Genomic DNA, 25,199 nt, shown 5'->3' on the forward strand with positions numbered 1-25,199 from the left:
GATGCCAGGCATTGGCAGCTTGTTAGCGGCTCTATCGATGTGATTGAACAAACACCACAAAACCCCGCTTGTGGCGGGGCTTTGTGGTGTTGTGCCGGGGGATGGATCAGTCCTCACCTCCACTGACTGCCCTGCTTTTCCAATCCTTGGTGTTGTATTGCTTTCAGCCCGCAGGCATCAGGCTCCCCGGCGGTCTGATCAGTAGCCGTAGCGGGGCTGCTGCACGTAACCGGAGTGCTGCTGGTAGCTGCTCTGCTGCTGATAGCCATAAGCAGGCTGGTGATACACAGGAGCCTGAGGCGCAGGGGCGTAGTTCACCGTCTGGTAGCCGTAGCCAGGCTGTTGCCGCATCTGCAGTTGCATCTTGAGCAGCTCGATCTCTTGCTGCTGCCTGAGCAGAGCCAGTTCAGAGGACGAGACAGAAGCAGCTTGTTGACGCTGCTGGCTGCCGTTGATGATTTGGCCCAGCAGGCCACCACCAAGACCAATCAGTTGGGTTTGGGTGTCGTGCTGGCGATTGCGGCGTGCTTCCCGTGAGGCCCAGTCGCGGTGATCGCCGCAGTCACGGCCAGCGATGAATCCACCACCATTAGGGCCACGACCACCAAGGGCGACTGAATCACAGCCGCCAGCACGGCCAAAGGTGTTGTAGGGATTGGCTTGTGCTGCAGGGCCTGCAACGCTCATCAAGGTGGCACCAGCGGCGAGGGAGGCAGCAGCGGCGGCGATGGTTTTGATCATGGTCATTGCTCTGATGGGGGTGATGCGTGAGGTGGGATCGCTCCCTCCGATGCATTCACCATCTCCGGAATCACCAGCTGACCTGCTGATCTGACTCAAGCAGTGCTGTGAGCTTGCTCACAACAGCGCAAACACCAGTCAGTGGCTGGGCTGAGAGCGCTTGATGCGCTGCCTCAGGCTCAGATCAGTTCTTGAACTTCCGGCGACAGTTGACCCTGCAACAACCCTGTCAACGCAGCTGGGTGCCCTGAGGTGGCTCATCACCTTCTTCTTGATTGAGCTGTTGCAGGCGCTCGAAAAGCTCTGCATCTCCAACAATGACGCGCCGGCTGCCGTCCTCGGCCATGTAGGTGAGCCGTCCGTCTTGATCCAGCCTCAAAGCGGTCATTGGCGTGACTGGTTGCTGTTCAGCCATCACTCAGCTCTTGGCAAAAGACGTCAGCACGAACGTCAGGTCATCGACCCACTCAAGCGCGCATCCATGGTGATGTGCTGCATGCAGCAACCGCTATTTACAAGCAGTACTGGCTGCGCACAAGACGCCGTTCCGCTGCCTCGGTGGCACGTTGAGCAAGAGAACGGTTGCTCACGACCAACAACCAGGGCTAGACCCAGTCCAACCGCTTCTGGTGCTATGCCTTTCGGAAACCAAAGAGCAGAACAAGCCAAGCCGCAGATAGCCCCGAAGCAACCGAAGCTTTTGAACCGTCCCGTCTATCCAGGCCCATCCCATCACGCCCATAAAGGATGACGAGGCCGAACCACTCGGTCGTACAAGCCGTACGTATTAATACTTACGCGACCTGTTAGAACAAAGTCACGTCATGAGACGGAGCCCTGGGTCGAACACCAGGGCTTTTTCTTGAGTTGTCGAAGACGCTCGCGGTCTGCCAATGCAACCCATCTGCGTGGGCAAGAGGCGCTATGGACTCCGCCTGACCCATTGCAAAGGGGAAAGGGGCCACCACAAGGGGATGGAACTGGGTGGCCCCTCGCGTCATGGCTCTGTTCGTTCCGTCCATGCTGAATCCATCGATCTTTCTGGATGGACGCTGAAGTCTTCGTCGAGTCTTCATTCCCCAGCGGTGTAGGCATGGCCCAACCGGGAGGGGACTGCAAAGGGCTCATCCCCTCGTTTTGCCAAGCGATTGTTTGATTTGGGTTGTTGTGGCTGTTGATGCTCTGATCAACCTGGATTGTGTCTGATCAACATCGAGGTTCGCGATCACAGACGCTGAAAAAATCATTGCAATGGAGTTTGGCTTTGCCTTTGCCTTTGACGTTGCATTGACTGGGCCTGAGCCTAATGAGGCTCTGCTATGAGCATGTGTTACGCCAAGTGGTCTCTGCCTTTCTCCTTGATCAAGATGGGTTTTTGCTTGAGTGATGAAGCTTGAGGGTTGGGCGATTACTGCTTGGATTGCTGGTCTGATCCTTCTGGCCTTATTAATTCTGTTTGGCTTGTCTGGCTGGAGCCCGACAACCATCACGAGCGGGATTGATGCCACGGGCCGTTGCTCTTTGCTGCTCTTTTCTGTTGCCTTCACCGCGTCTAGTCTTCACCGCCTTTGGAGGGTACCTCTTACAACTTGGACATTGCTGAATAGGCGTTGGATTGGTTTGGGTTTTGCTTCGTCTCATTTCATTCACCTCGCCTTGATTCTCTCGATGTCCTTGGCCTTCCCTGAACCTTTCTTGAGTCGGCAGTCCATGGGGCAGTGGGTATTTGGAGGAATTGGTTATGGTTTTGTTTTTCTAATGGCAGTGACCTCAAGTGATCGGGCCCAGCATTGGATGGGAATGAAAAGTTGGAAAAGGCTTCATTTAACTGGTAGTTATTGGCTTTGGACGGTTTTTCTGTTCACGTATATCAAGCATGTGAAGCAAGGTCCGGATTGGCTTTATCTGCCATTGCTTGTCTTTACAATCGCGCTGCTCCCAATCCGTCTGGCAAAGCAGCTCCCCCCTAGGCCATCCCTAGGCACGGCCGCCTAAGAGCATGGCGGTCTTTGACCGTTGCAGCTCAAGGGTGTCAGTGTTGAATTTGATGCCCTGATCGTCTCTTGCGGGCCTGGCCTGGATAGCGGCATCCTTTGTGAAACGAATGGATGCATTGCATGTCTGTCACCAGCGTGATCAAAGTCAAAATCAACGTACCTTTCTCGCAGTGGGCGAAAGATTTTGACAGCGAGCTGGCGGCCGAGCGTCATTTTGAATTCGGAATCAAGCCTTTGTTTCGTGGTGTCAGTACAACAGATCCCTCGGAAATCATGATCATCCACCAGCACCCAGAGGGTGCGGCAGGTCAATTTATGGGCAAATATGGTGAATGGATCGCCAGCCATGGGGTTCTGCTTGAGACAGCAGAGGTTTCTGAGTGGTCGGCATGAGTAGGTGGCTCAGGTTTACTTCCTCTGCGTTGTTCGATGCCGGCGACGCCGACATTGTTCTCTGTTGTCGTTGTCGACACACGTCTGTGAGGAGAGATCCCGTTCTTGCTTTCGTTCAATGTTGAAGGGTCAAGAAGTCTCTATTCCCCTCTGGAACGGGCTTGTTGTTGAGTCTTCCGACCATCTCAACCTTTTCAGCAGCCTGCTTCAGGCGGCGATTCTCTCCTCGATCAGCGTTGTGTCCCAGCCAATGGGTTGCATCGGAATGATGGTTGCTCGTTCAGGCACTAGCTTTTTGATCTCCTCACAGGCCACTCGGTAGGCGTGCCAACCAATCATTCGTCTTGGGTCTGATTTGCCTGAATTTGCTGTTGCTTTGTCGACGGTCACTCCAGCATTCTCTGCTTTCTCAAAAGCGCTGAGAAGAGGAATCTGAGCTTTTAGAACTGGGATATCTGCTTCCTCAAGTTGGCGGCGTATCTTTTTCGCGACTTGGCTTTTCCTTGCGTCGACTTTGACTAGTAGTGCGGCAAATGGCACATTGAAACCTTTTAAATGTTCGGCCATCTCAAGAGTGAGCTCTAGTGAGCGAGTTTGTGCTGCTGTCGGCAGAATGATGACATCAGCGCCATCAACAAGATTTTTGATCTCTTCTTTGCTGCTACTTGCCTGACCATCCGTCACAATGACGTCTGCATAGCGGCTGGCTTTTGCAGCAGCTTCAATCGGTACGACTTCAAATTGAAGCAGTCCTCGAGCGGCATAGGCGCTGGCAGAACGGTTGCGGTCTGCATCGACGAGAACAACCGATGGGTAAGAGCTAGCAAGACCTGCGGCTATGTGAACACTCGTGCAGGTCTTGGCAACTCCCCCTTTTTGACCAAAGACCGTAATAAACATGGCGACCATCCATTTGTCGATTTATAGCGTCTATTCCCTGTTGAGCAACTGGCTTCTCTTCAGGAGGGAGGCTCGCCTAGTGGGTCAATGAGCGGATTGGCATGCTCGAGATTCTGTTGGCTTGGCGCTGTTTGTTTCTCTGCTGTGACCCACTCCATTGTGTGTGCACCAGGTGTCATGCCTGTGCATGCGCGATCCGTGTTGTGGTCAAGCACTGTTGATGAGTGGCTGTTGTTTCCGCAGAGTTCTTCGGCCTCATGAACGGGGCGAGTCATTCTTTTTGGCATCGTTTGTCAGGTTGATGCCTAACTCCTTCATGGAATTGATCGTGTCACTCACCGCCGGAACATACGCAATGCGTCTCCTCACCTTGTCAATAAGTGCAATAAGCCTCTTTGGTATTGGCTTTGGATGGGTTGACATTCGGATTATTTGCTGAAGCAGCCTTTCCGCTTGGCCCTACGATACGACCCCTCAATGCTCTGTGCATCCCCGTTCAAGCGTTGGTGAAGACTGAATCGAGGGTCACTTCTGATCCTCTCTAGTGCTGGGCCTCAGCAAGGCTCTTCTCCTCCCACTCTTCTGGACCATCCAATCGTTGGATTCTCTCGCCACAGAGCAGCTCTTGATTGTGTGTGACAGCTCCCACAACAAGATTGCAACTGATTGTCGACTGCAGGCAGCTGATCTTCATCCACCCTTTGCTTCGGGGCTGACGACCATGACAGGGATAGCTCCGGAGTCGGATTGATCACCTCGCTGGTTGGCTGGGTCACCAGTTGGGTCTCCGCTCCAGGTGGGTGCTCCCTTTGCCTTTTTGGCTGATCAGTTTTCTTTTTGCCAAACAAATTGTTGGTGATGGATCATCCGCAAGCCCTGGCAGCGCCACAAAAAAGGGCGGCCCCACAACAGCCACCCTTCAGGTTTCAGTTAGGGGTGCTCGACGTCCCCTTGTATTCATTGTCTGTAGCCCTAGGAACATTTGCATGAGGTCTCTTACCTATTCCTGGATCCGTCCCTGACGACAAGAAAGGGGTGTACCCCTCGTACACCCCTTCCTGAGTGGGGCCGGATCCCCCCTTCAGTGTCTGCTCTCTTGTGAGCTTATGCCTGGGTATCTGTGCTCATTGCGCGTTGGTTTTGTGTTGCTTGAGATCCTCCGCCCCTCTCCTGCGCGGTGAGATGCCCATCTCTCCAGCTGGCATTGCCTTCCTCCAGCGTCCTGTGTTCGGACCTCGACGGCTGTGGTGTTCATGGTTTGGTGCCATCTTTTGCCCCACTGCTGAGTCGCAGTCCATCGGCGACAGGCACCAGGATCCTTTCATCGCTCCAAGGGGTCTCTTTGATGCGGTCTGTTTTTGGGCTCTGACTCAAACTTGATGTGGGCAAGGGTTTAATGGCTTCCCTTGGTCCGACCTGGTTAGTGGGGGATTGGTTGTCGCATCCTCTCCCCTGCTTTCCAATCCATTCGCTGCATCTGCCCGGCTTTGCAGTGCAGTTTCTGGAGCTAAAACAATCTCCGCCTATGGCGTTCTGTCATCCCGCCGGTTCCGGCGAGTCTTGAAGCTCAGATTTGGATCAAGCCAGGCTGGCACTTTGATGGAGACGTACGGAAGCAAGAGGATCCGCCTGTACTCGAATGGTGTGCGTGCGTTTTGTGGAGGCCTCCGGACATGGGCCACAGCACCTTTCGGTACTCAGCGATGCATCATCCCTTTCGCGATCTGCGCAGCTGATGGCGGACAATCATCGAACTCAGATGGAGTCGAATCAGCTGAGTAGAAGGTTCAGGAGAGGCGGTCGCGTCTCTCCAGCACCTTCCGCCACGAAAGAGCTCAAACGGCTCTTCCGTTGGTGAACGGTTAACAGAGGAGGGATGACCTGTCCCTTCCTCTGTTCTCCTCTCTTGCTGCTAGGGGCGATGCCGCATCAGCCTCAGCTCAAAGTTGGACCAAATTGTGCTCGGTGCCCCAGCTTCGTGGCTTCTCGTTAGAAGCAATATTCTGCTGGGAGAGTTAGAGATTGTTGATCGATATGGTTCAGCCTGATCTTTTGATTGATGGTATTCATGGCTGTTTCCTCAGTTCCGGTTGCTGTCTAAATCAAGAGCCGGCCTTATGTCTTTGTGGCTTGCTAGGCATCGCTTGAAAGATATGCTGCTGCGCTGGATTGATCTGGCAATCGATAATCATCAGTGCGACCATCCCTGTCATTTTTGCTCACTTAGCTTGTCGTCTGAATGTGGTCTAGATCGTGAAGGATGTGGATGATATGGTCTCTTTTTACCTGTTTGGTTCTTCCATCGGTGACGTTGGTAATCTCGAGCTTTGTTTCGCCTTTCAGAGCGTTTGGCTCTGGCCTGCCGCAGGTGACCTGGCCCATCCACCATCGCTTGTCGTTTGTGATTGTGGGGTTGCCGTGTTCGTTGACGATCACGTAGTGACCGGGTTTCGGCAGCATGTACATCTCGCTTGGTGCGTCGCTGCCGTTCTCGGAGCGGGTGGCGTCGTGGTTGACAGGCATCAGTTCAATGCGATCTCTTCTGGTTTAGGGGTTGCTGGGCTGAGCGGTGTGAATCGATCTGGTGATATGTGCGACAGAATGCATCTCGCCTGAGATGGGACTGATCTAAATTTCGCCATGATGCTTGCTGATGACACGATTCCTCTTCTGTTTGGAGTGGTCCTCAGTGACTATTGCAAGCGACTGGTCAGCCTGTTGTTTCTTGATAAGTGATCGTGTGTGGTTGCATGCAAGATGCGTAGTCTCTGCTGCCTTTGTCTTCCACTTCAAAACGATTGAATCATTGTCTTGAAGCCTCTATGATGTGATGAGCTGTCAAGCATGGGTCCAATGGATTCAGCTCTAAATACGCTCTCTGTTGATATTGGTGGTACAGGCCTGAAGCTGATTGTTCTTGACTCAAATGGTGCTCCACTTTGCGATCGGAAACGTGTTGAGACACCCCATCCAGCAACACCTGATGCCGTTTTGAAGGCCCTTGTCGAGCTCACGCTTGACGTGCCAGTTTTCTCAAGGATTTCAGTTGGATTTCCAGGGGTCGTTCGGGCTGGTGTGGTTGTGACTGCTGTCAATCTCGATGAGAATTGGCCAGGTACTGAGCTCGGTTTGCAGCTCGAGCAGCTGCTCCATAAGCCTGTCAAGGTGGCCAATGATGCGGATGTTCAGGGGTATGGCTGCATCACTGGCGAAGGAGTGGAGATGGTGTTGACGTTGGGTACAGGAATGGGTTCTGCGCTCTTTATTGATGGGGTTTTGGTGCCTAATCTTGAGCTCGCCCATCATCCTTTGAAGAAGGGTTTGACCTATGAAGACTATGTTGGTCGACAGGCTCTTGAGCTGATTGGCAAGGAGAAATGGGTGAAGCGGGTCAAAAAGGTTATTCGGCAAACCATGCCAATCTGGAATTGGGATCTCATGCATTTAGGTGGTGGTAATGCCAAGCTTTTAAAGGAAGTTGATCTGCCTGAACATGTTCAGCTCCATTCGAATAAAGCTGGGGTTCTTGGTGGATATTATCTTTGGAAGAGTGAGGATTAATTTTGGGCTTCTAGTTTGATTGGCTTTCTTTGCTTTATTGCTCGGTCTGGGCTGCTGTCTTGCCTCTTGTTTGGGTGATGGCTCTCGGTGGCAGGTGTCGCTCTTGGCGTGTTTGATCGTGCCTGCTGCAGTGATGTGTGGTCTGCCGGCCCAATGGCCTTCAGTGATGATCGTCGTCGCCTCATCAATGGTCTGGGTCGTCAGATCAGGATCGCTGAGTTCTTCTCGTCCCTTGTGAGTGGATCTTGCCGGGATGTCTGCACGCAGGTTGATGGCTAAAACTTTTTTGATGGCTGAATGACGTCGTGGTTGGCGGTTCGTTCTTTGCACTTCTTGAATCACGCCGTTGACTCCCAGGTCATGACTGAAGCTGATGGCTAGCGTCCGAGAGCCTGCGCGGATTGGCCATGACGGCAGTGGACTGGCTCTGGATTCTTCATCCTTGTCTGGCTGTGGTTCTGATCTATCCCCTCATCGGCATGGTGTTGCGCCTCGGTCTTCAGACCAGGGCACGCCGGCAGAAGACCAACCTCAAGCTTCCGCCAACGGTTGGCCGTAGTCATACCGATTTGGGTCGGTGGTTAGCGGCAGGAGTGGTGGTGTTGGTGCTGCTGGCCCTCACTGTGGTGATTGCCACCAAGGCGTCCCTCGCCGATTTCTCGGGAGGTGCCCCCCGTGCCATTCAGCTCATGCTGGTTCTGTTCGGCACGCTGATGAGCTTGGTGGCCCTCTGGCGCAGTCGCGCTCCTGGCCTGCGCCTGGCGTTCTCGCTCATCACCTGGCTTGGAGTTCTCACCCTTGGAGCGCAGCCAGAGGTCTGGCGCCTTTCTGACAACCCTTGGACGCCTGCTTTCTGGCAATCGCATTACTGGGCTGGTGTTGGCGTCACAGGACTGATGCTGTTTTCCCTTGGCGCCCGGCCAGAGATCCTGCGCGATCTTCGCCTGCGCCGTTTGCATGTCACGGCGTCGGTGCTGGCAACACTGCTCTTTGTGATGCAGGGCATCACCGGCACGAGGGATCTGCTGGAGATTCCGCTGAGCTGGCAAAAACCAGCGGTGTATGGGTGCGATTTCGTTCTACGGAGCTGTCCGTAGAGCGTGATGACCGTCGATCAACAAGGCAACAGCTTTGCTTGGAACTCCACTGTCTTATTGGCCGATTTGCTCTTATTGGCAGATTTGCTGCTGAAGGCTCTCTAGCAAGGCCAGCACGGCCGGCTCATTGGCGTGTTGCGCCAAAACCACCAGGTGTTCTGTGTAGGTGTACGGCTCGAAGTTTTGATCCACCTGCCAGGGCAGTGGTTGAGCCATTCGCATCTCTGGGGTGAGAAAAGCCATCAGGAAGCTTTGTCCCGAATGCCTTGATGGCCGCAGGGCCAAGGTTTTGTGTCGCTCTGGCTGGTTGATCGAGAGCAACTCTTCAAACCACTCTTGGGAGCGCTCGCGACAACTGGCGGGAAGGAAGGGCATCAGCTTCAGCTGCAGATTGCCCTTCTCCAAGCTCCATTGGAAACGATCCGCGAGGTCGCTTTCGCTCTGATTGTTCCTGCACAGAAGCGTGAGGTCGATCGGGCGGTTGTGCAGCTCAAGGATGAAGAGATCGTCGCGATCGTCGGGAATCTGCGTTGGCGTGGCCAGGCAGGCGTCCAGGACGTGCTCTCTCAACAGCGTCACGGGATCTGTGCAGCTGAGGTCTGCTAGCTGCGGGTTCATTGTCCAGCCCTCGGGTGGAACAACGCCGTGTCTGTTCTGAAGCCAGAAGGGAGCCTGGAGACGAAGGCGTAACCGACGTTTGAGTCGAGCCATCTGGTGCACCTGGCGTTCTAGATCCAGAAGCTGAAGGTCGCCTGATACCTCCAACTCTCGCTTGGTGCGTTTCAGCTCAATTCCGAATCGACCAAGAACCTTGTGGTTGCGCCGAGAAATCGTGCTTTGGGTCGAGAAATCAGCTTCTGCTGCTCGATCTGTCGAGCCAAGCCAGAGGGTCAAATCGAGGGCTGCAAGTTGTTCCTCGGTGACCATTAAGCAGACTTGACCTGCCCAAATTTATTCGGCTTTCAACGAAGTGGTTCTCAAAGCACCTGCACCACCTCGCTCACTTCAGGGATCGATTCGCGCATCTTGCGCTCAATCCCCATTTTGAGGGTCATGGTGCTGCTCGGGCAGCTGCCACAGGCGCCCTGCAGACGCACTTTCACCACAGGCCCATCGATCTCCACGACCTCGACGTTGCCACCATCGGCCATCAAGAATGGGCGGAGCTCATCCAGCACCTTTTCCACGTTTTCGCTTGTGAGCGGCAGCGTTTCAGTACTCATGACCGGGGATGAGGGATTGGACTGCATTCAGCCTAGGAAGGCACCGTTACGGTCGACCCATAGCCTGAACAAAGCCACGCCGCCGCTGTGAACCGCTACGACGTCGTGCTGGTGGGTGCGGGGATCATGAGCGCCACCCTGGCGACCTTGCTCCAAGAGCTCGATCCGACCCTTCGCCTGCTGCTGGTGGAGCGGCTGGAAGGGGCGGCGATGGAAAGCAGCGCCGCAGGCAACAATGCCGGCACTGGCCATGCAGCCAACTGCGAGCTCAATTACACCGCAGTGCAGGCGGATGGGTCGATCGCCACAGCCAAGGCCTTGGCGATCAATGCCTCGTTTGAACTCAGCCTTGAGCTTTGGGCGTCGCTCGTTGAGCAGGGGCGCCTGGACCCTGGGGACTTTCTTCATCAGGTGCCGCATCTCAGTGCGGTTTGGGGCGAAGACGACATTGCCTTCCTGCGTCAGCGTCACCGTCAGCTCAGTGCTCTGCCGGCCTTCGCTGCGATGGAGTGGAGCGAGGATCCTGGAGAACTCGCCACCTGGATGCCCTTGGTGATGGCGGGGCGACAGGGCCGTGAACCTGTCGCTGCCACCCGCATTGGCCGCGGTACTGATGTGGACTTTGGCACCCTCACTAGGGCCTATCTGGCGACGTTGCAGAGCAGTGGGGCCGTGGAGGTGTTGTACGGCACCACGGTTTCCAAGCTCAGACGCTGTCGGGATGGGGCCATGGCCGAGGGCGATTGGCGTTTGGAGCTCCGTGGCCCGTCGGGACGTCGGCAGGTTGCGGCTCCGTTTGTGTTTCTTGGTGCCGGTGGCGGTGCTCTGCCGCTATTGCAGTCGTCCGGTATCCCGGAAGCGGCGGATTATGCCGGCTTCCCTGTGAGTGGGCAGTGGTTGGTGTGCAACGACCCCCAGCTGGCGCAGCATCACCATGCCAAGGTCTATGGCAAGGCAAAGGTGGGTGCTCCGCCGATGTCGGTGCCCCATCTCGATACCCGCTGGATCGATGGCCAGCGCTCGCTGTTGTTCGGACCCTATGCAGGCTTCAGCAGCAAGTTCCTCAAGCAGGGATCGCTGCTTGATCTGCCCAGTTCCGTGCGGGTGGGCAACGTGCTGCCAATGCTTCAGGTGGGGCTGAGCAACTTTGATCTGGTCACCTACCTAATCGATCAGTTGCGTCAGAGTCCGGCTGATCGTTTGGAGGCGCTTCAATCGTTCTTGCCCACGGCCCGGGCTGATGACTGGACCCTGTCGGTGGCCGGTCAGCGGGTGCAGATCATCAAGCGCACCAAGCAGGGCGGCAGGTTGCAACTGGGTACCGAGGTGGTGGCCGCTTCCGATGGTTCGCTGGCGGCATTGCTCGGGGCCTCTCCCGGTGCGAGCACGGCGGTCACGATCATGCTCGAGGTGCTGGAGCGCTGCTTCCCGCTGAAGCTTGCTAGCGAGGCCTGGCAGTTGAGGCTGCGGAAATTGTTGCCGAGCTACGGGCAAGACCTGAGCACCGATGCCGAGTTGCTGGGGCGCACACGTCAGCGTGTGAATGCGGTGCTGGGGCTGTCGGGGTCGGGTTGACGGATTTGGATGGCGGCACCGGCTTCGGCGTTGAACCGGATTTAGCCGCTTTGGCCGCCGAGGTTAACGCTCACTACACCAGCGGTGATCAATCCCATGCCCAGCAGCTGCACCGGTGTGGGCACCTGGCGGTAGGCCAGCACGCCCACGATCACGATGGCCACGATGCCGATTCCGCTCCAGAGCGCATAGGTGATCCCAAGGGGGATGCTCTCCACCACCCGTGACAGGAGCAGCATGGCTATCGCGTAGGCCCCCAGCACCAGCAGGGTTGGCATGGGCCGACTGAAGCCTTGGGTGAGCTTGAGGCAAGACGTACCAACGATTTCTGCGCTGATCGCGAGCAACAGCAATAGCCAGGGTGAGAGGGATGGCATGACGGAGATTATTGCGAGGCACTCAGCACGTATTTTTTATCGATGTAGAGATAATCGCCTGTGGTTCGGGTGGCCAGGGTTTCCATCCAGCTTGATTTCGAGCCCAACGCAATGGTGTTGACCTTGATGCTGATGTCTCGCCCGTCATTGAGGTCGGCGTAATAGGCAGGGGCTGATGTGTGGTCAGCTGTGTTCCATTGACCTCGATTGCGATCGTAGTTGGGTTCTCCATCGGAGAGGAAGTAGAGCGTGTCAGTGCCTTCATCCGCGAAGGCTTCATCCAGTCCCTCCCAGGGGGATGTCCCTCCCCAGCGATAGGCAACCCCGTCATCCAGTGTGTTGATGAAGGCGATGGCTGAATCACGAGCACCGTCATTGCCGATTTTGGTGAGGGCTCGGGCTGAATCCTCCCAACTGCGATGGTTTTGATAGCCAGCTGAACTGAACGAGCGCAGGCTGATATGGGTGTCGTCGGGCAGATCGCTGATTAGCGACTTCAGTTCATTCTGCAGTGATTCCATGCGAGTGAGTGCACAGCTTCGGCGGCTCCAGAAGTAATAGCGTCCGCCCCAATACACCTTCCAATTCCCGTATCCACTACCCCAGAGAATGCAGGCACTCATCGAGCCGGAGCCATCAACAAGAAAGCGCATTCGCTTACTGCTCACATTCCTGAAGAAGAGGCCATTCAAAACGCTGCCCTCATCTTCCCCATTTTCGATGCGTTTGTCGGCACGGGCGTAGGCAATGAAATAGAAAGGTCGGGTCGTGATTTCTTTGTTGATAGACTCAACTTTTAGAAAGCTTGTTTCGATGTTGTCGCCTTCTTTGGTGGGGTCGATGAAGCGAATAAGCTTTCTGTTCTCATCTGTCATTAGGCGGATCGCCGGCTCTCTCGATATGCGCTCTGGTGTTTTGTCGCCAGAGAAGGTGAAATTAATGTTGGCGGCAATGTTCTTGAGAGGCACTTCTCCTTTCGATGATGTTATTTTGCATTCTGGCTTGTCTGAGTCGCAGCGAATTCGCCCAATGTCATCAATGACTGTGGCGAGGGATTGTGTTTCTGTTTCGTTATAGCGTCCGTCTAGATGCATCATTGAGCCGCAGCGTTGAATCGCATAGCCATGGCCACTACTGCTGAGTGATAGGCCGTAGTAAACAGGCTGATTCAGTTCCGCCATCTTCGCCCCAAAGAGCGGGTTGAAGACTTTGTTGGATTGCTGGGCTAGTGCCTTGCACTGATTCAGTGAGGCTTTGTAATCTGTATGGTTGAGGTCTGTATGGGCCAGATTCTCGCTAGGCGTAGTGTCGGTTGCGATCAGAAGATGCAGGCTGCGTTCAATTTCTGATCGCATCAGGCGTTTGCCACCGGTTGTGTTCTGTTGCAAGGAGGCTTTTTGGTCCATTTTGTTGATCAAGCTTCCTGTTGATCGCAGCGCAAGTGTTGAGGCTCCGATCAGAACAGCCCCTGCACTGGCTGCCACCAGTGCTTCCGGTAGGCCAAATCCTCGTTGGCCCTGTTTGCTTACTCTGCAGGACTGAAGTTTGATCTTGTTGTTGATGGGGTGGCGGTTCATGGTTGAGAAATCGGATGGATTATTCAGACGGGTCTTTGTTTTTTGGGATGTCATCGTCGTCGACATCGGTTGTTCTCCCAGGTGCCGCGGTGTAGATGGCCCGTTGTCGAAAGCTTGACGCAGCGCAGCGGTAATGGTCGTTGAGGATCCTTGTTCCAGTTGGTTGATCGGATCACAACAAGCAAAGGACTTTCGTCTGTACTTGTTCCTGGTGGTGACAGCGAATACTGCGCTTTGGAGGCTTTCAGCTCGATCAGTTTTGAATTGGCGGTGCCTTCCCGGCTGATGAGCCGATAGGGCGGATCCCAAGAGCAGCCTGTTGCATCACAGCATTGCAGCCTTTGGTCCCGTTGCTGTTGTGTGAGGTGGCTTGTCTCGATCACGTCTGTGGCACTGCCAAAGCCAGAATTGACATTGTCGGTTCCAACAAATGCTGGATTAAAGTTGATTTCACAGCTGGTTCCCTCAGCTGACTGGCGTGCACGCAGATTGAACAAACCTGATTCAATCTGCTGTGTATATTGATCCAATTGACTGAGGGCTCGTCGTCGGTGGTATTGGGGCAGGGCCCAGGCGCTCGCCAGCGACACGATCACGATGACGATCAGTAGCTCGAGTAGAGTGAATCCTTCAGATGGATTGGGTATGTTGTTCTTCATGATTCCAGAATGCAACGGGTTTGAAAGTTTGGATTGATCTCTAAAACCCGACGCTCTCTGCCGATGGAATGTTCTGGAGCAGAGAAAAGATAGGTGATCACTGTGATGCCAGGATCGTTGCTTTCTTGGATTGAACGAGAGATTGGATTCTTGCCATCTACGCCAGCGACGATGGGTGCAGGAACAGCAATATCACCTCCTTGGTTTTCCAGTTTCTGCTTCAGATAGAGGGCTGGATTAATGCAGGCTTGCCGTTGTTCCTTTCGGGGCATTGATTCAAGCGTTAGCTTGGCATCAGCTTGTTGGATCAATTGGATGTTGTTGTGAATTGCGGCTTCGATTCTGTCCCGTTCGATGCGATGCCGGCCACTGGTAATCGATTGGATCGAGATCCTTGCCACGCCGATCATGACCATCATTAAAAGGCCTCCGGCGATCATCACTTCCACTAAGGTGAATCCATCTCCATCAGGCGGTTGATGGCGAGCGATTGGGTTGTTGTTGCGTTGGTTCGCCATGGTTAGAAGCGCTGGAATTGATCCAGGCCTGTGCCCCGAATGCCGCGGGTGATCCGGCGGCCATATCCCGAAAAACCTTTGCTGCCCCAATCCCACAGATTGGCGGCTTGCTGCGTCAGGGTCGATGATCCAGCCGTTTGCGTGCTGGCGTTCAGGCTGAGGCGATGATTGTTAGAGCAGAAGCTGTGGGTCCAGATCATCCCTTGGAGCTGGGTGTCTGCCTGCAGTGCCACGGTGCCTTGCCGCATCAGAATCCAGGCAGCAGGCAGACTGTTGCCGGCAAGATTGAGCCTGTGATGCTGGGTGGAGCAGCGATCCGGTGCAGCAGTTGCTTCTGTGCTGATGATCAGTCGCTCGGGACGTCGATTGCAGGTGGTGCTATTTGCATCGACCCCACAGACCAGTGCATTGGCACCAATCGACATTGCGGCAGTCTGGTCGCCTGAGTTGTTGCTGTGTCCCTGGGCTGCTCCAAGCAGGTGAAGCACAACAGGCCTTGAATCGTTCTCGATCAGCAGTTTTGAATGCTTGAGATTGAGGCGATCCAGATAGACGTGGCAATCCCCAGTTTGGCCTTTGCAGATGTCTTCTTCACGTAATCGGATCGTGGCTGTGAATTGCCACCTTCCGTCGATGTGTTGCCAGTTTTCGAGTCTTTCAATCCCGGAGGGACGGCTGTAGGTGTTGTCATTACTGCCCCGCTGGCAGGCCACTCGCCATGTGCAACCTGGAGGACTCAAATATTCATCATCAATACGCCAAATTCGGATTTCACCAGTTCGGCCTGGAACACTATCTTTCACTCCTGTTGTTTTGAAGATGGTTGTTGGTGGTTGCTTTTGATTGACCACTGGCCAGATCCTTGCCGCTAAATTTCTTGTATTCCTTGCACTCCCACCCAGCCGTTGAACAAGATTGGCTGTCTTGCACTGCCCCGCAATTTGGCTGACCATGTTTTCGCTGGTGTGCCAGACAATCTGCCCAGGGCTGTTGAGTTGAATGGGGCCCAGTTCGAAGTGATCGGCCGCCAAAATGGCCCAGTCATCCGACCGGCTGATGTCGACCCATGATTGGATGTAGAGAGATCGCTCCAGGCGGCTGCGTGCCAAATAGGAGTTCGGAGAGGCTCCTTTTCGGCGCACAATGCCTTCGATAATGAATTTCGCTTCGCCACTATCGCTGCTTCCTGAGGTTCCAGGGCTGCTGTATCCTCTCAGTCGATAAAAAGTCTCGATTTTTGAGATCCCATCCTCACGCATGTTGATGCTGTTATTGGATGCGAGTGCCACTTCCGTTGTGGGCCAGAAAGCCGCTGACTTGCCCTGTGGATGGTTGGGCAGGCCGATTGACGTATCCAGGCAGACTTCCGAGAACTGTGGCGATTGTCTTGTATTGAGAAGTTCCCAAAGGAAGCCATTATTGGGCTCGTTGAGATTCTCTCGATTATCCAATGTGAATAGGAATCCCCTGTTTTGCGATGGGTCTGGATTGTTGAGTTGTCCAAGAATTCTGTTCAGACCATTGTTTGCCGCTCCTTCTGCCATCTGCTGATAGCTTTCTTTTGCGCTCAGCCTCCTTGACATCAAATGCCTTGCCAAGAGGCTGCTGACGCCTGCTAGTAAGACCATGCCCAGCATCAGAGCGAGCACGAGGGTCACTCCCTGCTGATCATTTGCACCGCCCTGTTGAAGGCGATGCTTCAGTGATTGAAGCTTGAGACGGAGTGAACACTTCATGCGTTATTCCTGACGAAAGCAACGCAGATCCGAAAGTGATGCCGCTGTATTAGTTGTTCCTTTCTTCAGATCGCTGGATCCGGTGCGCAGGTCTAGGCAGGCCACGACGTTGTAAGTCGTGGCATCGGCATGCTTGGAGCGTGCCGTCAGGGTGAAGGCCTGATCGCTTTCTGTGGCGTTCACCTCATAGCAATGATCCTGTTGCATCTCTGTGCAACCACCGCTAGTAATCGTGATCCAATTCAAATGATTTTGATTGGCAGGCCCTTCCGGTGTCATTAGAGGGGTGATCTTGTTGAGATCCTGCCAACTGGTTGGCAGGATTCCCATTTCGTCCACGAAGGCAGCGATCGTTGTTTGAATCTGGGAGAGCACGGTAGCTGCCTCATTTTGCCGGTTTTTCTGAACCTGATTGAAATATTGTGGTAAGGCAATTGCTCCAAGAATGCCGATAATGGCAACAGTGACTAAGAGCTCGACTAGTGAGAAGCCTTGCTCTCTTGAGTGAGAATCGTGGAACTTCTTCTTTGTGATTCCTGTCGCCATGATGTCGGCTGCTTAGATGCCAGTGACGACAGGCTTAGAGAAGGTTCCGTCTGTCAAATTGCCTGTGAAAGTGACAGTCACACCGTTGGTGTTGTCATTTGTTGTTTTGCCGATTGCCTTGACGGCAAAAGCTGTTTTGCTGCCTGAGCACTCGTACGTAAAATTGGTGTTAGTGGTATTCAGTGTTCCCGCATAAGTGGCGCAAGTCTTGTCGACTGTTCCAAGAGAGCCTTGCTCTAGGTAATAAGCCGCAGCTTGCTTGGCGATTGATGATGCGGTTTGCGTTCCCTCAGTGGCAGCAGCCTTTTTGGTTTGGCTGAAAAACTGTGGCAGAGCCACAGCGCTGAGAATGCCAACAATCACGACAACAATCAGCAGTTCCACCAACGTGAAACCATTGTTGGCACGTGCTTTTGAATCCCTTGACCGGGTGGCAAGCGTCTGAAGCAGCTTGGATTTGAGTGTCGTCATGGTGTCTGAAGGGTGAGTCTTCTAGGGCTCTGTGGGAGTACTACCAGCGAGAGCTGTGAATGGTTTCACTCAACCTTTTGAAAGCACTCAGCACTTTCTTGGAGGTTTCTCATCAATGAACGGTGCGAGAAGTTCGCCTGAGACTTGTCTGAGAGCTTGATGAAAGCCTCATGATGAGACTTAAGAATTCATTTTTTGGGGGAATAGTCTTCAAGACTTCGGACTTGATGTGTTTGAAGTCACCATTGCGCGTTTCCCAGTCGCTGCTGTGGGATAGCGCCAGTGCTTTCTGCTGCCTCAGCGCTAGAGGGCAGGCCTTCTAGGATCGCTTCAAGAAGACTTCGTGACCCGAGACGGGCCTCAGCCGCTGCATGACCGACGCCCCCGTCTCACGGATCCGGAATTTCTGCATCATTGCCCACATCGATCACGGCAAGTCGACCCTTGCCGATCGATTGCTTCAAGACACGGGCACTGTCGCCAACCGCGACATGCAGGAGCAGTTCCTGGACAACATGGATCTGGAGCGTGAGCGGGGCATCACGATCAAGATCCAGGCCGCTCGGATGAACTACAAGGCGGCCGATGGTGAGGAGTATGTGCTCAATCTGATCGATACCCCTGGGCACGTTGATTTCTCCTATGAGGTGAGTCGTTCGCTGCAGGCCTGTGAAGGGGCTCTGCTGGTGGTAGATGCCAGTCAGGGCGTCGAAGCGCAGACCCTGGCCAACGTGTATCTGGCGCTGGAGAACGATCTCGAGATCATCCCGGTGCTCAACAAGATCGATTTGCCGGGAGCCGATCCCGATCGGATTAAGGAAGAGATCGAGGCGATCATCGGGCTGGACTGCAGCAATGCCATTCCCTGCTCAGCCAAAACCGGTATGGGCGTGCCGGAGATCCTCCAGGCCGTGGTGGACCGGGTGCCGCCGCCGGCGGACACCGTGAAGGAGCCCACGAAGGCCCTGATCTTCGACTCCTATTACGACCCTTACCGGGGTGTGATCGTTTATTTCCGGGTGATGAGCGGCAGCATCAGCCGCAAAGACAAGGTCTTGCTGATGGCCAGCAAGAAGACCTACGAGCTTGATGAGATCGGGATCATGGCCCCGGATCAGAAAAAGATGGACGAGCTCCATGCCGGTGAAGTGGGCTACTTGGCGGCGTCCATCAAGGCTGTGGCCGATGCCCGAGTGGGTGACACCATCACCTTGGTGAATGAGCCGGCGGATGCACCGTTACCGGGCTACACCGAGGCGAAGCCGATGGTGTTTTGCGGTCTGTTCCCCACCGAGGCCGATCAGTACCCGGATCTACGCGATGCGCTCGACAAACTTCAGCTCTCTGATGCAGCCCTGAAGTACGAACCCGAAACCAGCAGCGCTATGGGCTTCGGCTTCCGTTGCGGTTTCCTGGGGCTTCTGCACATGGAGATTGTGCAGGAACGGTTGGAGCGGGAGTACGACCTCGACCTGATCGTCACCGCACCATCGGTGATCTACAAGGTGAACATGATCGATGGCAGCGAGATCATGGTGGATAACCCTGCCACCCTTCCCGATCCGCAGAAACGGGAATCGATCGAAGAGCCCTACGTGCGCATGGAGATCTATACCCCCAATGATTTCAACGGAGCGCTGATGGGTTTGTGCCAAGAGCGGCGCGGTGATTACCTCGATATGAAATACATCACCACCGATCGCGTCACCCTGATCTACGAATTACCGCTGGCAGAGGTGGTGACTGACTTCTTTGATCAGATGAAGACGCGCACCCAGGGCTATGCGTCGATGGAATATCACCTGATCGGCTACCGCAAAAACCAGCTGGTGCGCCTGGATGTGCTGATCAACGGCGAGCGGGCCGATGCACTCACCACGATTGTTCACCAAGACAAGGCCTACAATGTGGGCAAGGCCTTGGTGGAGAAACTGAAGGAACTGATTCCGCGCCAGCAGTTCAAGATTCCGATTCAGGCTTCGATCGGCAGCCGCATCATCGCCTCTACCAGCATCAGCGCTATTCGTAAGGATGTGCTTGCTAAGTGCTACGGCGGTGATATCTCACGCAAGAAGAAACTGCTGAAGAAACAGGCGAAGGGCAAGAAGCGGATGAAGGCGATGGGCAAGGTGGATGTGCCCCAGGAAGCCTTTATGGCCGTGCTGAAGTTGAATCAGGCGCCTTAAAGCAGGCGCTTATCACCTAACCAAATCGAGTTACGGCTTAAAGGCCATCCACCTTGATGTATTCCCCGGATGTACGACTGGAGAGCAGCTGCATCCATTCCGAATCGAGCCCCACGCTGGTGGAATTGATCTTGATCGATTCTTTTTGGTTGGAGATGCGGCTGGCATTGAGGCCTGCATAGTAATCGGCTACATCCTCATAGTCGCTGCTGTTCCATGAACTTCGAGAGGGATCGTAGTTTGGTTTGCCATCTGAGAGGAAATAGATTGTGTCGGTGGAATCATCCTCGAATGCTTTGTTGAGGGTATTCCATGGCATCGTGCCTCCCCAGTAACGAGGATCACTGTTGCTCAGGCTGAGTACGAATTCGATTGCTGATTGGCGCTCTTCAGAATTGACTGGGCCGAGTTCTACCAGATGGGTGCGGCTCTGCTCCCAGGTTGTGTTATTGCGATAGCCATCTGAACTGAAGGCTGCCAGGCCAATTCTGGTGGCATCTGGTAGGTTTTGGATAATATCAATCATTTCATTTTGAAGGGCTTCCATGCGGGTGTAACTGCAGATTTGAGAGGTTCTGAAGTAGCCCTTTTGGGGGTCATAAAAGCGCCGTCGAGTGTTTCCATATTCTCCGCTCCAAGCCACGCAGGCACTCATCGAGCCTGACCCATCCAGAATAAAGCGCAGGTTTTCGCTGGTGATGTTTTGGAAGAAGGCGCCACCGGGGTAGCCTTGACCTTCTGCACTCTCGGCTGAGTTGTAGCCAAAGCGCACGCGTTTGTCTGCACGTGCGAAGGCTGCGAAATAGAGATTTTGTCTGGTTTGTGTTTTCACTCCTGATGATGTTTCCAGATAGCTCGCTGAGATTTTTTTGTACCCTGCACTTTTAGTGTCATCAAGCTCATAAGGATCAATAAACTTAATTAGCTTGGTGTTCTGATCGGTTTGAATCCGTAGAGCGGGTTGCTGCGCTGTCCGTGCCGGTGTTTTGTCTCCGCTGAATGCAAAGCTTGTTCCCTCTAAGACCTCTTTTAAAGGCTTGGGATCTGGGCAGGTCTCAGTATCAGGGAGGTCGTTGGCATTGCACTGGATTATGCCGATGTCATCCAAAATGTGGCTGATGAAGATCCCGGATTGATACTGCTCAGCTCCATTGTTTGCGGCTGCATCTTCACTGTCTGCGTAGGTGCCATCCATGTTGAGTGGGGCCCCACAGCGCAGTAGCGCGTAGCCTCTGCCACCAGTGCTGAGGCTGATTCCATCGGCACTGATGACGTTTCTGCTGACGCCGATTCCATAGATCACCGGTTCATTCAGCTCGACCATATTGACTGCAAAGAGAGGATTGAAGCCTTGAACTCCTGCCATCTCTTTGCACTGATTGACGACTGTGGCATGGTTACTCATCAGGTCTTTATCTTCTTCTCCGGGCTGAATGGCTTCGGTGCGGGTGATCAGAACATTCATGCTGCGTTCAATCTCTGATCGCATTAACTTCATGCCATTAGTCGTGTTCTGGCGCAATGTGGCCCTTTCTTGTGATTCGGAAATGATCGTTTGGGTGGAGCGCAGAGCCGTTGCAGAGGCTCCAAGGATCATGGTTCCAGCGGCCACTCCTACGAGCAGTTCGGTTGCTGTGAAGCCATTGCGCCTTTGTGGATGCGATTGGCGTTTGCGAAGTGCTAGGTAAGACATGGCTTTCACTCAGGCTTGTCTTGTGGTGGTTTTAATCTGGCATTTCTACAGCTCTTTAAGAACAGCAGCTTCTGAATTTGATCTGAGAATTGACTGAACTTCTGGCCTAATGCTTCTTGCAAGTGCCACTGCTGGTTGGTGATGATGGACTTGTCACTTCCCATGTGCCTTTTGCGATTGCCCCTGTTCCATCAATCTGTACGCATCGCATTCTTAGCCGGTCTTGATCGGGAAGGCACGCGCTAGTGCTGCCTGCAGTTTGAGATCTGTTGTGGCAGATCAGAAAAGTGAGGGTCCCAGAGTTTGCGGTTGTTCCTGGTGGGGTGAATCCAAACTCTTTGCCTGAGACGGCAACACGCACTGCATTGCTTTCTGGCGTGGATTCATGCAGGAGAAGCCGTAGATTATCGAGTGGTCGATTGGTCAGAGAACTGAGTTGGTAGCCAGGATGGCCGATATTACAATCAGGATCGTGCTTCAGTCTGCTGATTTCTGAATCGCAGCATTGGAAGCTGGTTTGATTGTTGCTGTTTGATTGGCTGAATTCTACTAGCTTGTTTGGCGGTGCAAAATTGAATTTTGCAGGAAAGCTGATGATGCAGCTTGTTTTACGGGCGCCTAGTTTTGCTCTCAAACCATAGAGTCCTGATTCCAGCATCGAGGCATAACGGTCGACCTCTCCCTGCCAACGATTGCGGGTAATGATTGGTGCTGTTATCGCTGTCGCGATTGACAGGATCGCGACCGTTACGACCATTTCAATCAGGGTGAATCCGGTTTCTGTTCGCTTCATGGCACGTCGTAACACTGGGATGAAAAGTTTGGATTCACGTCCACGATCCGTTTTTCGATGCCGATGGATGATTCCGGCGCCTCAAAGCTGTAAGTGAGCACGAGCAAGGATCGATCTGTATCGTTCCAGTTGATTGTGACCGCTGGATGAGGGCTCTCTCCGGCAATGGTGGGGTCTTGCAGGTGATTCTTTAGATAGGTGCTTGGAGAACTAGCAGTGTCACCTGCATTTTGAGTGTTATAGCCGCAGGCAATTTCTAGTGCTTCTGTTGTATTACTCATCCCAGTTTTTACAACAAGGGCTTCTGGCGTGAGATAGGAGTCTTGCATCTGCACGAGCTGAATATGAGCATTAATTGCGGCTTCAATCGCGTTACGTGATGACTGATTGCGGCTGGTCGCCATGGCAGACAGGCTCAGTCTCGCAACGGCGGTCATCACGCTGGCCACCACAAGGCCTGCGATCAAGGCTTCAATCACTGTGAAGCCGGAGCTGCCTTTCCGGGAGGTGACTCTGCGTTGACTCGATAGAACTTGAGGCTTCATGGTTGTCCGTGTGGTGTTGGACTAACCCGTCGTAAAGGATTAGATCATCTTGAGTGGGTCATGCGAGTGTTCGCTTTTGATCCTTTCAGTCTCGCTTCAGTTAATTCTGCTCTTGTGATTGGGAGCCAAGTCTTTGCTAGGAGTTCTCTCTGGTTTGTGTGAGAGTTTGCTGAGATTGCGTGTGTTGAATGTGAGGATCTACCAACGCTCAAAGGTGTCGAGGCTTGTACCCCGAATGGCGCGGGTGACCATGCGCCCATAACCGGGGTACTGGAATCGGCTGTTCCATCCCCAAGCTTCATTGGCCTGCTGAACGATGGATTGGTTAGCACCATTGCTATTGAGAGTGAAGCTTGAGGGCAACCCCTGTTGATTCACCACGCAGATACTGCTGGCCCAGGCCACTCCATTGAGGGTCGCGCCATTGGGACGAACTGTCCCTGTTGGCAGATACAGCAATGCATGGGGAAGCGTTTCACCGGTGAAGCTCACGGACCGCACGCTGCTATTGCATGCGTCGGTTGGAGTGGCTCCGGAAGTGGCCATAATCACAAGCTGTTCAGCTCTGCCATTGCAGCCTGCGTTGGGACCATCCACGCTGCATAGTGTTGCCGTGCCTGATAACTGAATTGCCCTGGAGATGCGGCCGTCACTGGGGTACGCCTCAGGTTGTTCAATGTGGAGGACTACCGAACGGCTGCTGGAGGTTTGGATCTGCAACTTGGTCTGGTTGAGCTTGATGTGATCGAGATAGACATGGCAATCAAATTTGTCGGAGCCGGCGCAGAGCACATCAGGCTTGAGAATGATGGTTGAGCCACTTTGATGAATGCTGATGCCTTCTTCGGCGAGGGTTCGAAAGTCTGATGATGCTGTTTTATCGGCATCCCTCACGCAGATTGTTTCACCGCAGGGAAGCGCCGGGTAGAGGATGAGATTGCCTTCGGCATCCACGTCATTGCCGGCGATGTTATCTCTGTCACCAGGAGCAGCTGGGCTGTCATCAAAGCTCCACATGCGGATGGTATTGCCGCTGCTTGCCCTAGTGGTGTCTTTGACGGGCTCTTTCTCAAAGAGAGTGATCGGAGGCATACCACCGACTCCCCGCTTTGTTTCGTCGATATTACGAGGCCAAATCTGATTGCGGAGGTTTTTTCCAGCAAGTGAGTGATTGTCTGATCCCACATCATTCAGCAGTGCAGAGCTGCTGCACCGATTAGCGTATTGCAGGGCTGAGTACTGGTCTGGATTCGTGGTGAGATAGAAGATGTTTCCGGGGCCATTGATGGTGGTGTCGTTAAGGCGAAGATTGTTGCCGCTGATCACAGCCCAATCACTGGCACCAGCTACTTTTGAGCTGATATAAAGTGAGCGCCTTAGTAGGGCACGGGCGAGAATATTGTTGCCTCGACTGACTATGCCTTCGACGTAAAAGGTTCCTTCACCATTGCCTGACACTGCTGTGGTGTTATAGCTTCTCAGCCGATAGCCAATCTGAATTGGTTTGTCCTGACCTTGAGGCCCTTTGACACCATCAGAACGCATGGTGCCGGTGTTGATGGCCACTTCTGGTGGAGCATCACTGCTTCCTAGCGGATAGGCACTGATGTATTTGGTGACAGGTGTGCAGAGGTCGACGAGTTGGAATCCACTGGTGTTTGGCGTTGCCCAACCTCGTCTGCCCTCGTCATTATTGAGAGACAGTAAAAAACCGGTGTAATGGTTGCTGTCATCACGGTTGAGATCGCTCAAAATACGGTTGAGGCCATTCAAGGCAGCTGATTCAGCCATTTGCTGATAGCTCTCTGCCGCTCCTAACTTGCGTGCTGCTAATTGGCGAATCATCAAGCCTGTGGTCCCAGCTAGCAAGACAACACCCATCAAGAGTGCTGCGACCATGGCCATGACTTCTTCCCCTCGGTAGGACTGTCTGCTCTTGTGTTGGGGAAATTGTTGCTTCTGAGTGTGGTTTTTCATTGTCAGGAGCAGGCAGGAGCTTTCGCTTTTTCCCTGGAAGAGCCAGTGGTTAAATCACTGGCCCCATTGCTAATGTCCAGGCAAGATCGAATGTCATAGTTTGAATTTGTGTCCAGTGGATTGGCTGTCAGTGTATACACAGTATTGGTTCCGCTAGGCGCATTAATCTTGAGTTTGTAATGGTCTCCGGGAAGCACTATCTCCTTGAGATCATTCGATTTTGCCTGGCTTGATGTGCCGTCGCCGTTGGATGCCATGATTGCGGTGATGGAGTTGATTTGCTCCCATGTGTTTGGCATCTCGCCCGTCTCGTCTGTATAAGCTGAAATAATCGCTTGGATTGAACTGACCGTTGATTCTGCCTCCATTAATTGTGTTCGTCGAAGCTGTGACACGTAGCTTGGTATCGCCATTGCTGAAAGGACTCCGATGATTGCCACGACGATTGTCAGCTCTGTAATCGTGAAGCCCTGGCTTCTGCTTTTGTGCTCTTTTTTGTAGGTAGTATTCATCATGATAATTGGGTTCTTTTTTGCCCGAGTGCCAAGATTCGGTTCGAGGGCTGTAGGGATTTGTCGCTATAGGCTGTCTATTTGTGATCTCTTTTGCGATTAGATTTGTGCTGCTATTATGT

Annotated in this window: 24 protein-coding genes; 6 read left to right on the forward strand and 18 right to left on the reverse strand. The window is 53.6% G+C overall.

Annotated features, from left to right (window positions below; genetic code table 11):
- Nucleotides 1-198: 198 nt before the first annotated feature.
- Both SIB72_RS07405 and SIB72_RS07410 read right to left on the reverse strand, forming a co-directional pair.
- Nucleotides 199-747, reverse strand: a complete 549-nt coding sequence (locus SIB72_RS07405) for a hypothetical protein (RefSeq protein ID WP_413743485.1) — start codon at nucleotides 745-747, stop codon at nucleotides 199-201.
- 223 nt (nucleotides 748-970) lie between these two features.
- Nucleotides 971-1,156, reverse strand: coding sequence for a hypothetical protein (locus SIB72_RS07410; RefSeq protein ID WP_115120553.1), 186 nt, complete (start codon nucleotides 1,154-1,156; stop codon nucleotides 971-973).
- A 971-nt stretch (nucleotides 1,157-2,127) separates the two neighbouring features.
- On the opposite strand from SIB72_RS07410, the gene SIB72_RS07415 reads away from it, so the two are divergent.
- A complete protein-coding gene (locus SIB72_RS07415; RefSeq protein ID WP_413743486.1) occupies nucleotides 2,128-2,736 on the forward strand; it encodes a hypothetical protein in 609 nt (202 codons plus the stop codon).
- A 122-nt stretch (nucleotides 2,737-2,858) separates the two neighbouring features.
- Nucleotides 2,859-3,131, forward strand: coding sequence for a DUF3764 family protein (locus SIB72_RS07420; protein WP_244281594.1), 273 nt, complete (start codon nucleotides 2,859-2,861; stop codon nucleotides 3,129-3,131).
- 207 nt (nucleotides 3,132-3,338) lie between these two features.
- Here the strand turns inward: SIB72_RS07420 and SIB72_RS07425 are convergent, their stop codons facing one another.
- Together SIB72_RS07425 and SIB72_RS07430 are read right to left on the reverse strand one after the other, a co-directional pair.
- Nucleotides 3,339-4,031 carry an AAA family ATPase gene (locus SIB72_RS07425; protein ID WP_413745069.1) on the reverse strand — a complete coding sequence of 231 codons (693 nt, stop codon included), beginning with the start codon at nucleotides 4,029-4,031 and terminating at the stop codon, nucleotides 3,339-3,341.
- A 2,223-nt stretch (nucleotides 4,032-6,254) separates the two neighbouring features.
- On the reverse strand, nucleotides 6,255-6,554 hold the full coding sequence (locus SIB72_RS07430; RefSeq protein WP_413743487.1) for a hypothetical protein: 300 nt from the start codon (nucleotides 6,552-6,554) through the stop codon (nucleotides 6,255-6,257).
- 330 nt (nucleotides 6,555-6,884) lie between these two features.
- Here SIB72_RS07430 and SIB72_RS07435 point away from each other — a divergent pair, with 330 nt between their 5' ends.
- Nucleotides 6,885-7,592: an ROK family protein gene (locus SIB72_RS07435; protein WP_413743488.1), complete on the forward strand. Its 708-nt coding sequence runs from the start codon at nucleotides 6,885-6,887 to the stop codon at nucleotides 7,590-7,592.
- A gap of 407 nt (nucleotides 7,593-7,999) precedes the next feature.
- Nucleotides 8,000-8,689: a DUF4079 domain-containing protein gene (locus SIB72_RS07440; RefSeq protein ID WP_413743489.1), complete on the forward strand. Its 690-nt coding sequence runs from the start codon at nucleotides 8,000-8,002 to the stop codon at nucleotides 8,687-8,689.
- 72 nt (nucleotides 8,690-8,761) lie between these two features.
- On the opposite strand, the gene SIB72_RS07445 is transcribed toward SIB72_RS07440, so the two are convergent.
- Nucleotides 8,762-9,616, reverse strand: coding sequence for a hypothetical protein (locus tag SIB72_RS07445; RefSeq protein ID WP_413743490.1), 855 nt, complete (start codon nucleotides 9,614-9,616; stop codon nucleotides 8,762-8,764).
- Between the two features lie 50 nt (nucleotides 9,617-9,666).
- A complete protein-coding gene (locus tag SIB72_RS07450) occupies nucleotides 9,667-9,912 on the reverse strand; it encodes a NifU family protein (protein WP_115019983.1) in 246 nt (81 codons plus the stop codon).
- 87 nt (nucleotides 9,913-9,999) lie between these two features.
- Here SIB72_RS07450 and SIB72_RS07455 point away from each other — a divergent pair, with 87 nt between their 5' ends.
- A complete protein-coding gene (locus SIB72_RS07455; protein WP_413743491.1) occupies nucleotides 10,000-11,487 on the forward strand; it encodes a malate:quinone oxidoreductase in 1,488 nt (495 codons plus the stop codon).
- A gap of 41 nt (nucleotides 11,488-11,528) precedes the next feature.
- Here SIB72_RS07455 and SIB72_RS07460 read toward each other — a convergent pair whose 3' ends face one another.
- The 7 genes from SIB72_RS07460 to SIB72_RS07490 all read right to left on the reverse strand — a co-directional run bounded on the left by SIB72_RS07460 (nucleotide 11,529) and on the right by SIB72_RS07490 (nucleotide 17,371).
- Nucleotides 11,529-11,864 (reverse strand): DMT family transporter, encoded by a 336-nt coding sequence (locus tag SIB72_RS07460; RefSeq protein ID WP_115120563.1) that lies wholly within the window; start codon nucleotides 11,862-11,864, stop codon nucleotides 11,529-11,531.
- Between the two features lie 8 nt (nucleotides 11,865-11,872).
- Complete coding sequence (locus SIB72_RS07465; RefSeq protein WP_413743492.1) at nucleotides 11,873-13,441, reverse strand: hypothetical protein; 1,569 nt, start codon at nucleotides 13,439-13,441, stop codon at nucleotides 11,873-11,875.
- Nucleotides 13,442-13,491: 50 nt separating this feature from the next.
- Nucleotides 13,492-14,100 carry a type IV pilin protein gene (locus SIB72_RS07470; protein WP_413743493.1) on the reverse strand — a complete coding sequence of 203 codons (609 nt, stop codon included), beginning with the start codon at nucleotides 14,098-14,100 and terminating at the stop codon, nucleotides 13,492-13,494.
- Nucleotides 14,097-14,618 (reverse strand): type IV pilus modification PilV family protein, encoded by a 522-nt coding sequence (locus SIB72_RS07475; protein ID WP_413743494.1) that lies wholly within the window; start codon nucleotides 14,616-14,618, stop codon nucleotides 14,097-14,099. The genes SIB72_RS07470 and SIB72_RS07475 overlap by 4 nt, the downstream gene beginning before the upstream one ends.
- 2 nt (nucleotides 14,619-14,620) lie before the next feature.
- Entirely contained in the window at nucleotides 14,621-15,907 is a 1,287-nt protein-coding gene (locus SIB72_RS07480) for a hypothetical protein (RefSeq protein WP_413743495.1), read from the reverse strand.
- A gap of 450 nt (nucleotides 15,908-16,357) precedes the next feature.
- Nucleotides 16,358-16,900: a type IV pilin protein gene (locus tag SIB72_RS07485; protein WP_413743496.1), complete on the reverse strand. Its 543-nt coding sequence runs from the start codon at nucleotides 16,898-16,900 to the stop codon at nucleotides 16,358-16,360.
- A gap of 12 nt (nucleotides 16,901-16,912) precedes the next feature.
- On the reverse strand, nucleotides 16,913-17,371 hold the full coding sequence (locus SIB72_RS07490; RefSeq protein WP_413743497.1) for a prepilin-type N-terminal cleavage/methylation domain-containing protein: 459 nt from the start codon (nucleotides 17,369-17,371) through the stop codon (nucleotides 16,913-16,915).
- A gap of 371 nt (nucleotides 17,372-17,742) precedes the next feature.
- Between SIB72_RS07490 and lepA the strand changes: the two genes are divergently transcribed.
- Nucleotides 17,743-19,557, forward strand: coding sequence for a translation elongation factor 4 (gene lepA, locus SIB72_RS07495; protein ID WP_413743498.1), 1,815 nt, complete (start codon nucleotides 17,743-17,745; stop codon nucleotides 19,555-19,557).
- Between the two features lie 37 nt (nucleotides 19,558-19,594).
- Here lepA and SIB72_RS07500 read toward each other — a convergent pair whose 3' ends face one another.
- From SIB72_RS07500 to SIB72_RS07520, 5 genes are all read right to left on the reverse strand, one after another.
- Nucleotides 19,595-21,154 carry a VWA domain-containing protein gene (locus SIB72_RS07500; protein ID WP_413743499.1) on the reverse strand — a complete coding sequence of 520 codons (1,560 nt, stop codon included), beginning with the start codon at nucleotides 21,152-21,154 and terminating at the stop codon, nucleotides 19,595-19,597.
- A gap of 202 nt (nucleotides 21,155-21,356) precedes the next feature.
- Nucleotides 21,357-22,043, reverse strand: a complete 687-nt coding sequence (locus tag SIB72_RS07505) for a Tfp pilus assembly protein FimT/FimU (RefSeq protein ID WP_413743500.1) — start codon at nucleotides 22,041-22,043, stop codon at nucleotides 21,357-21,359.
- A complete protein-coding gene (locus SIB72_RS07510) occupies nucleotides 22,040-22,510 on the reverse strand; it encodes a hypothetical protein (RefSeq protein WP_413743501.1) in 471 nt (156 codons plus the stop codon). Before SIB72_RS07510 ends, SIB72_RS07505 begins: the two co-directional genes overlap by 4 nt.
- Nucleotides 22,511-22,786: 276 nt before the next feature.
- Nucleotides 22,787-24,493 (reverse strand): hypothetical protein, encoded by a 1,707-nt coding sequence (locus SIB72_RS07515; RefSeq protein WP_413743502.1) that lies wholly within the window; start codon nucleotides 24,491-24,493, stop codon nucleotides 22,787-22,789.
- 74 nt (nucleotides 24,494-24,567) lie between these two features.
- Nucleotides 24,568-25,080 (reverse strand): type IV pilin protein, encoded by a 513-nt coding sequence (locus SIB72_RS07520; RefSeq protein ID WP_413743503.1) that lies wholly within the window; start codon nucleotides 25,078-25,080, stop codon nucleotides 24,568-24,570.
- Nucleotides 25,081-25,199 lie beyond the last annotated feature (119 nt).

The sequence above is a fragment of the Synechococcus sp. MIT S9451 genome (assembly GCF_047304725.1).
In the GTDB taxonomy this organism is placed as follows: Bacteria; Cyanobacteriota; Cyanobacteriia; order PCC-6307; family Cyanobiaceae; genus Synechococcus_C.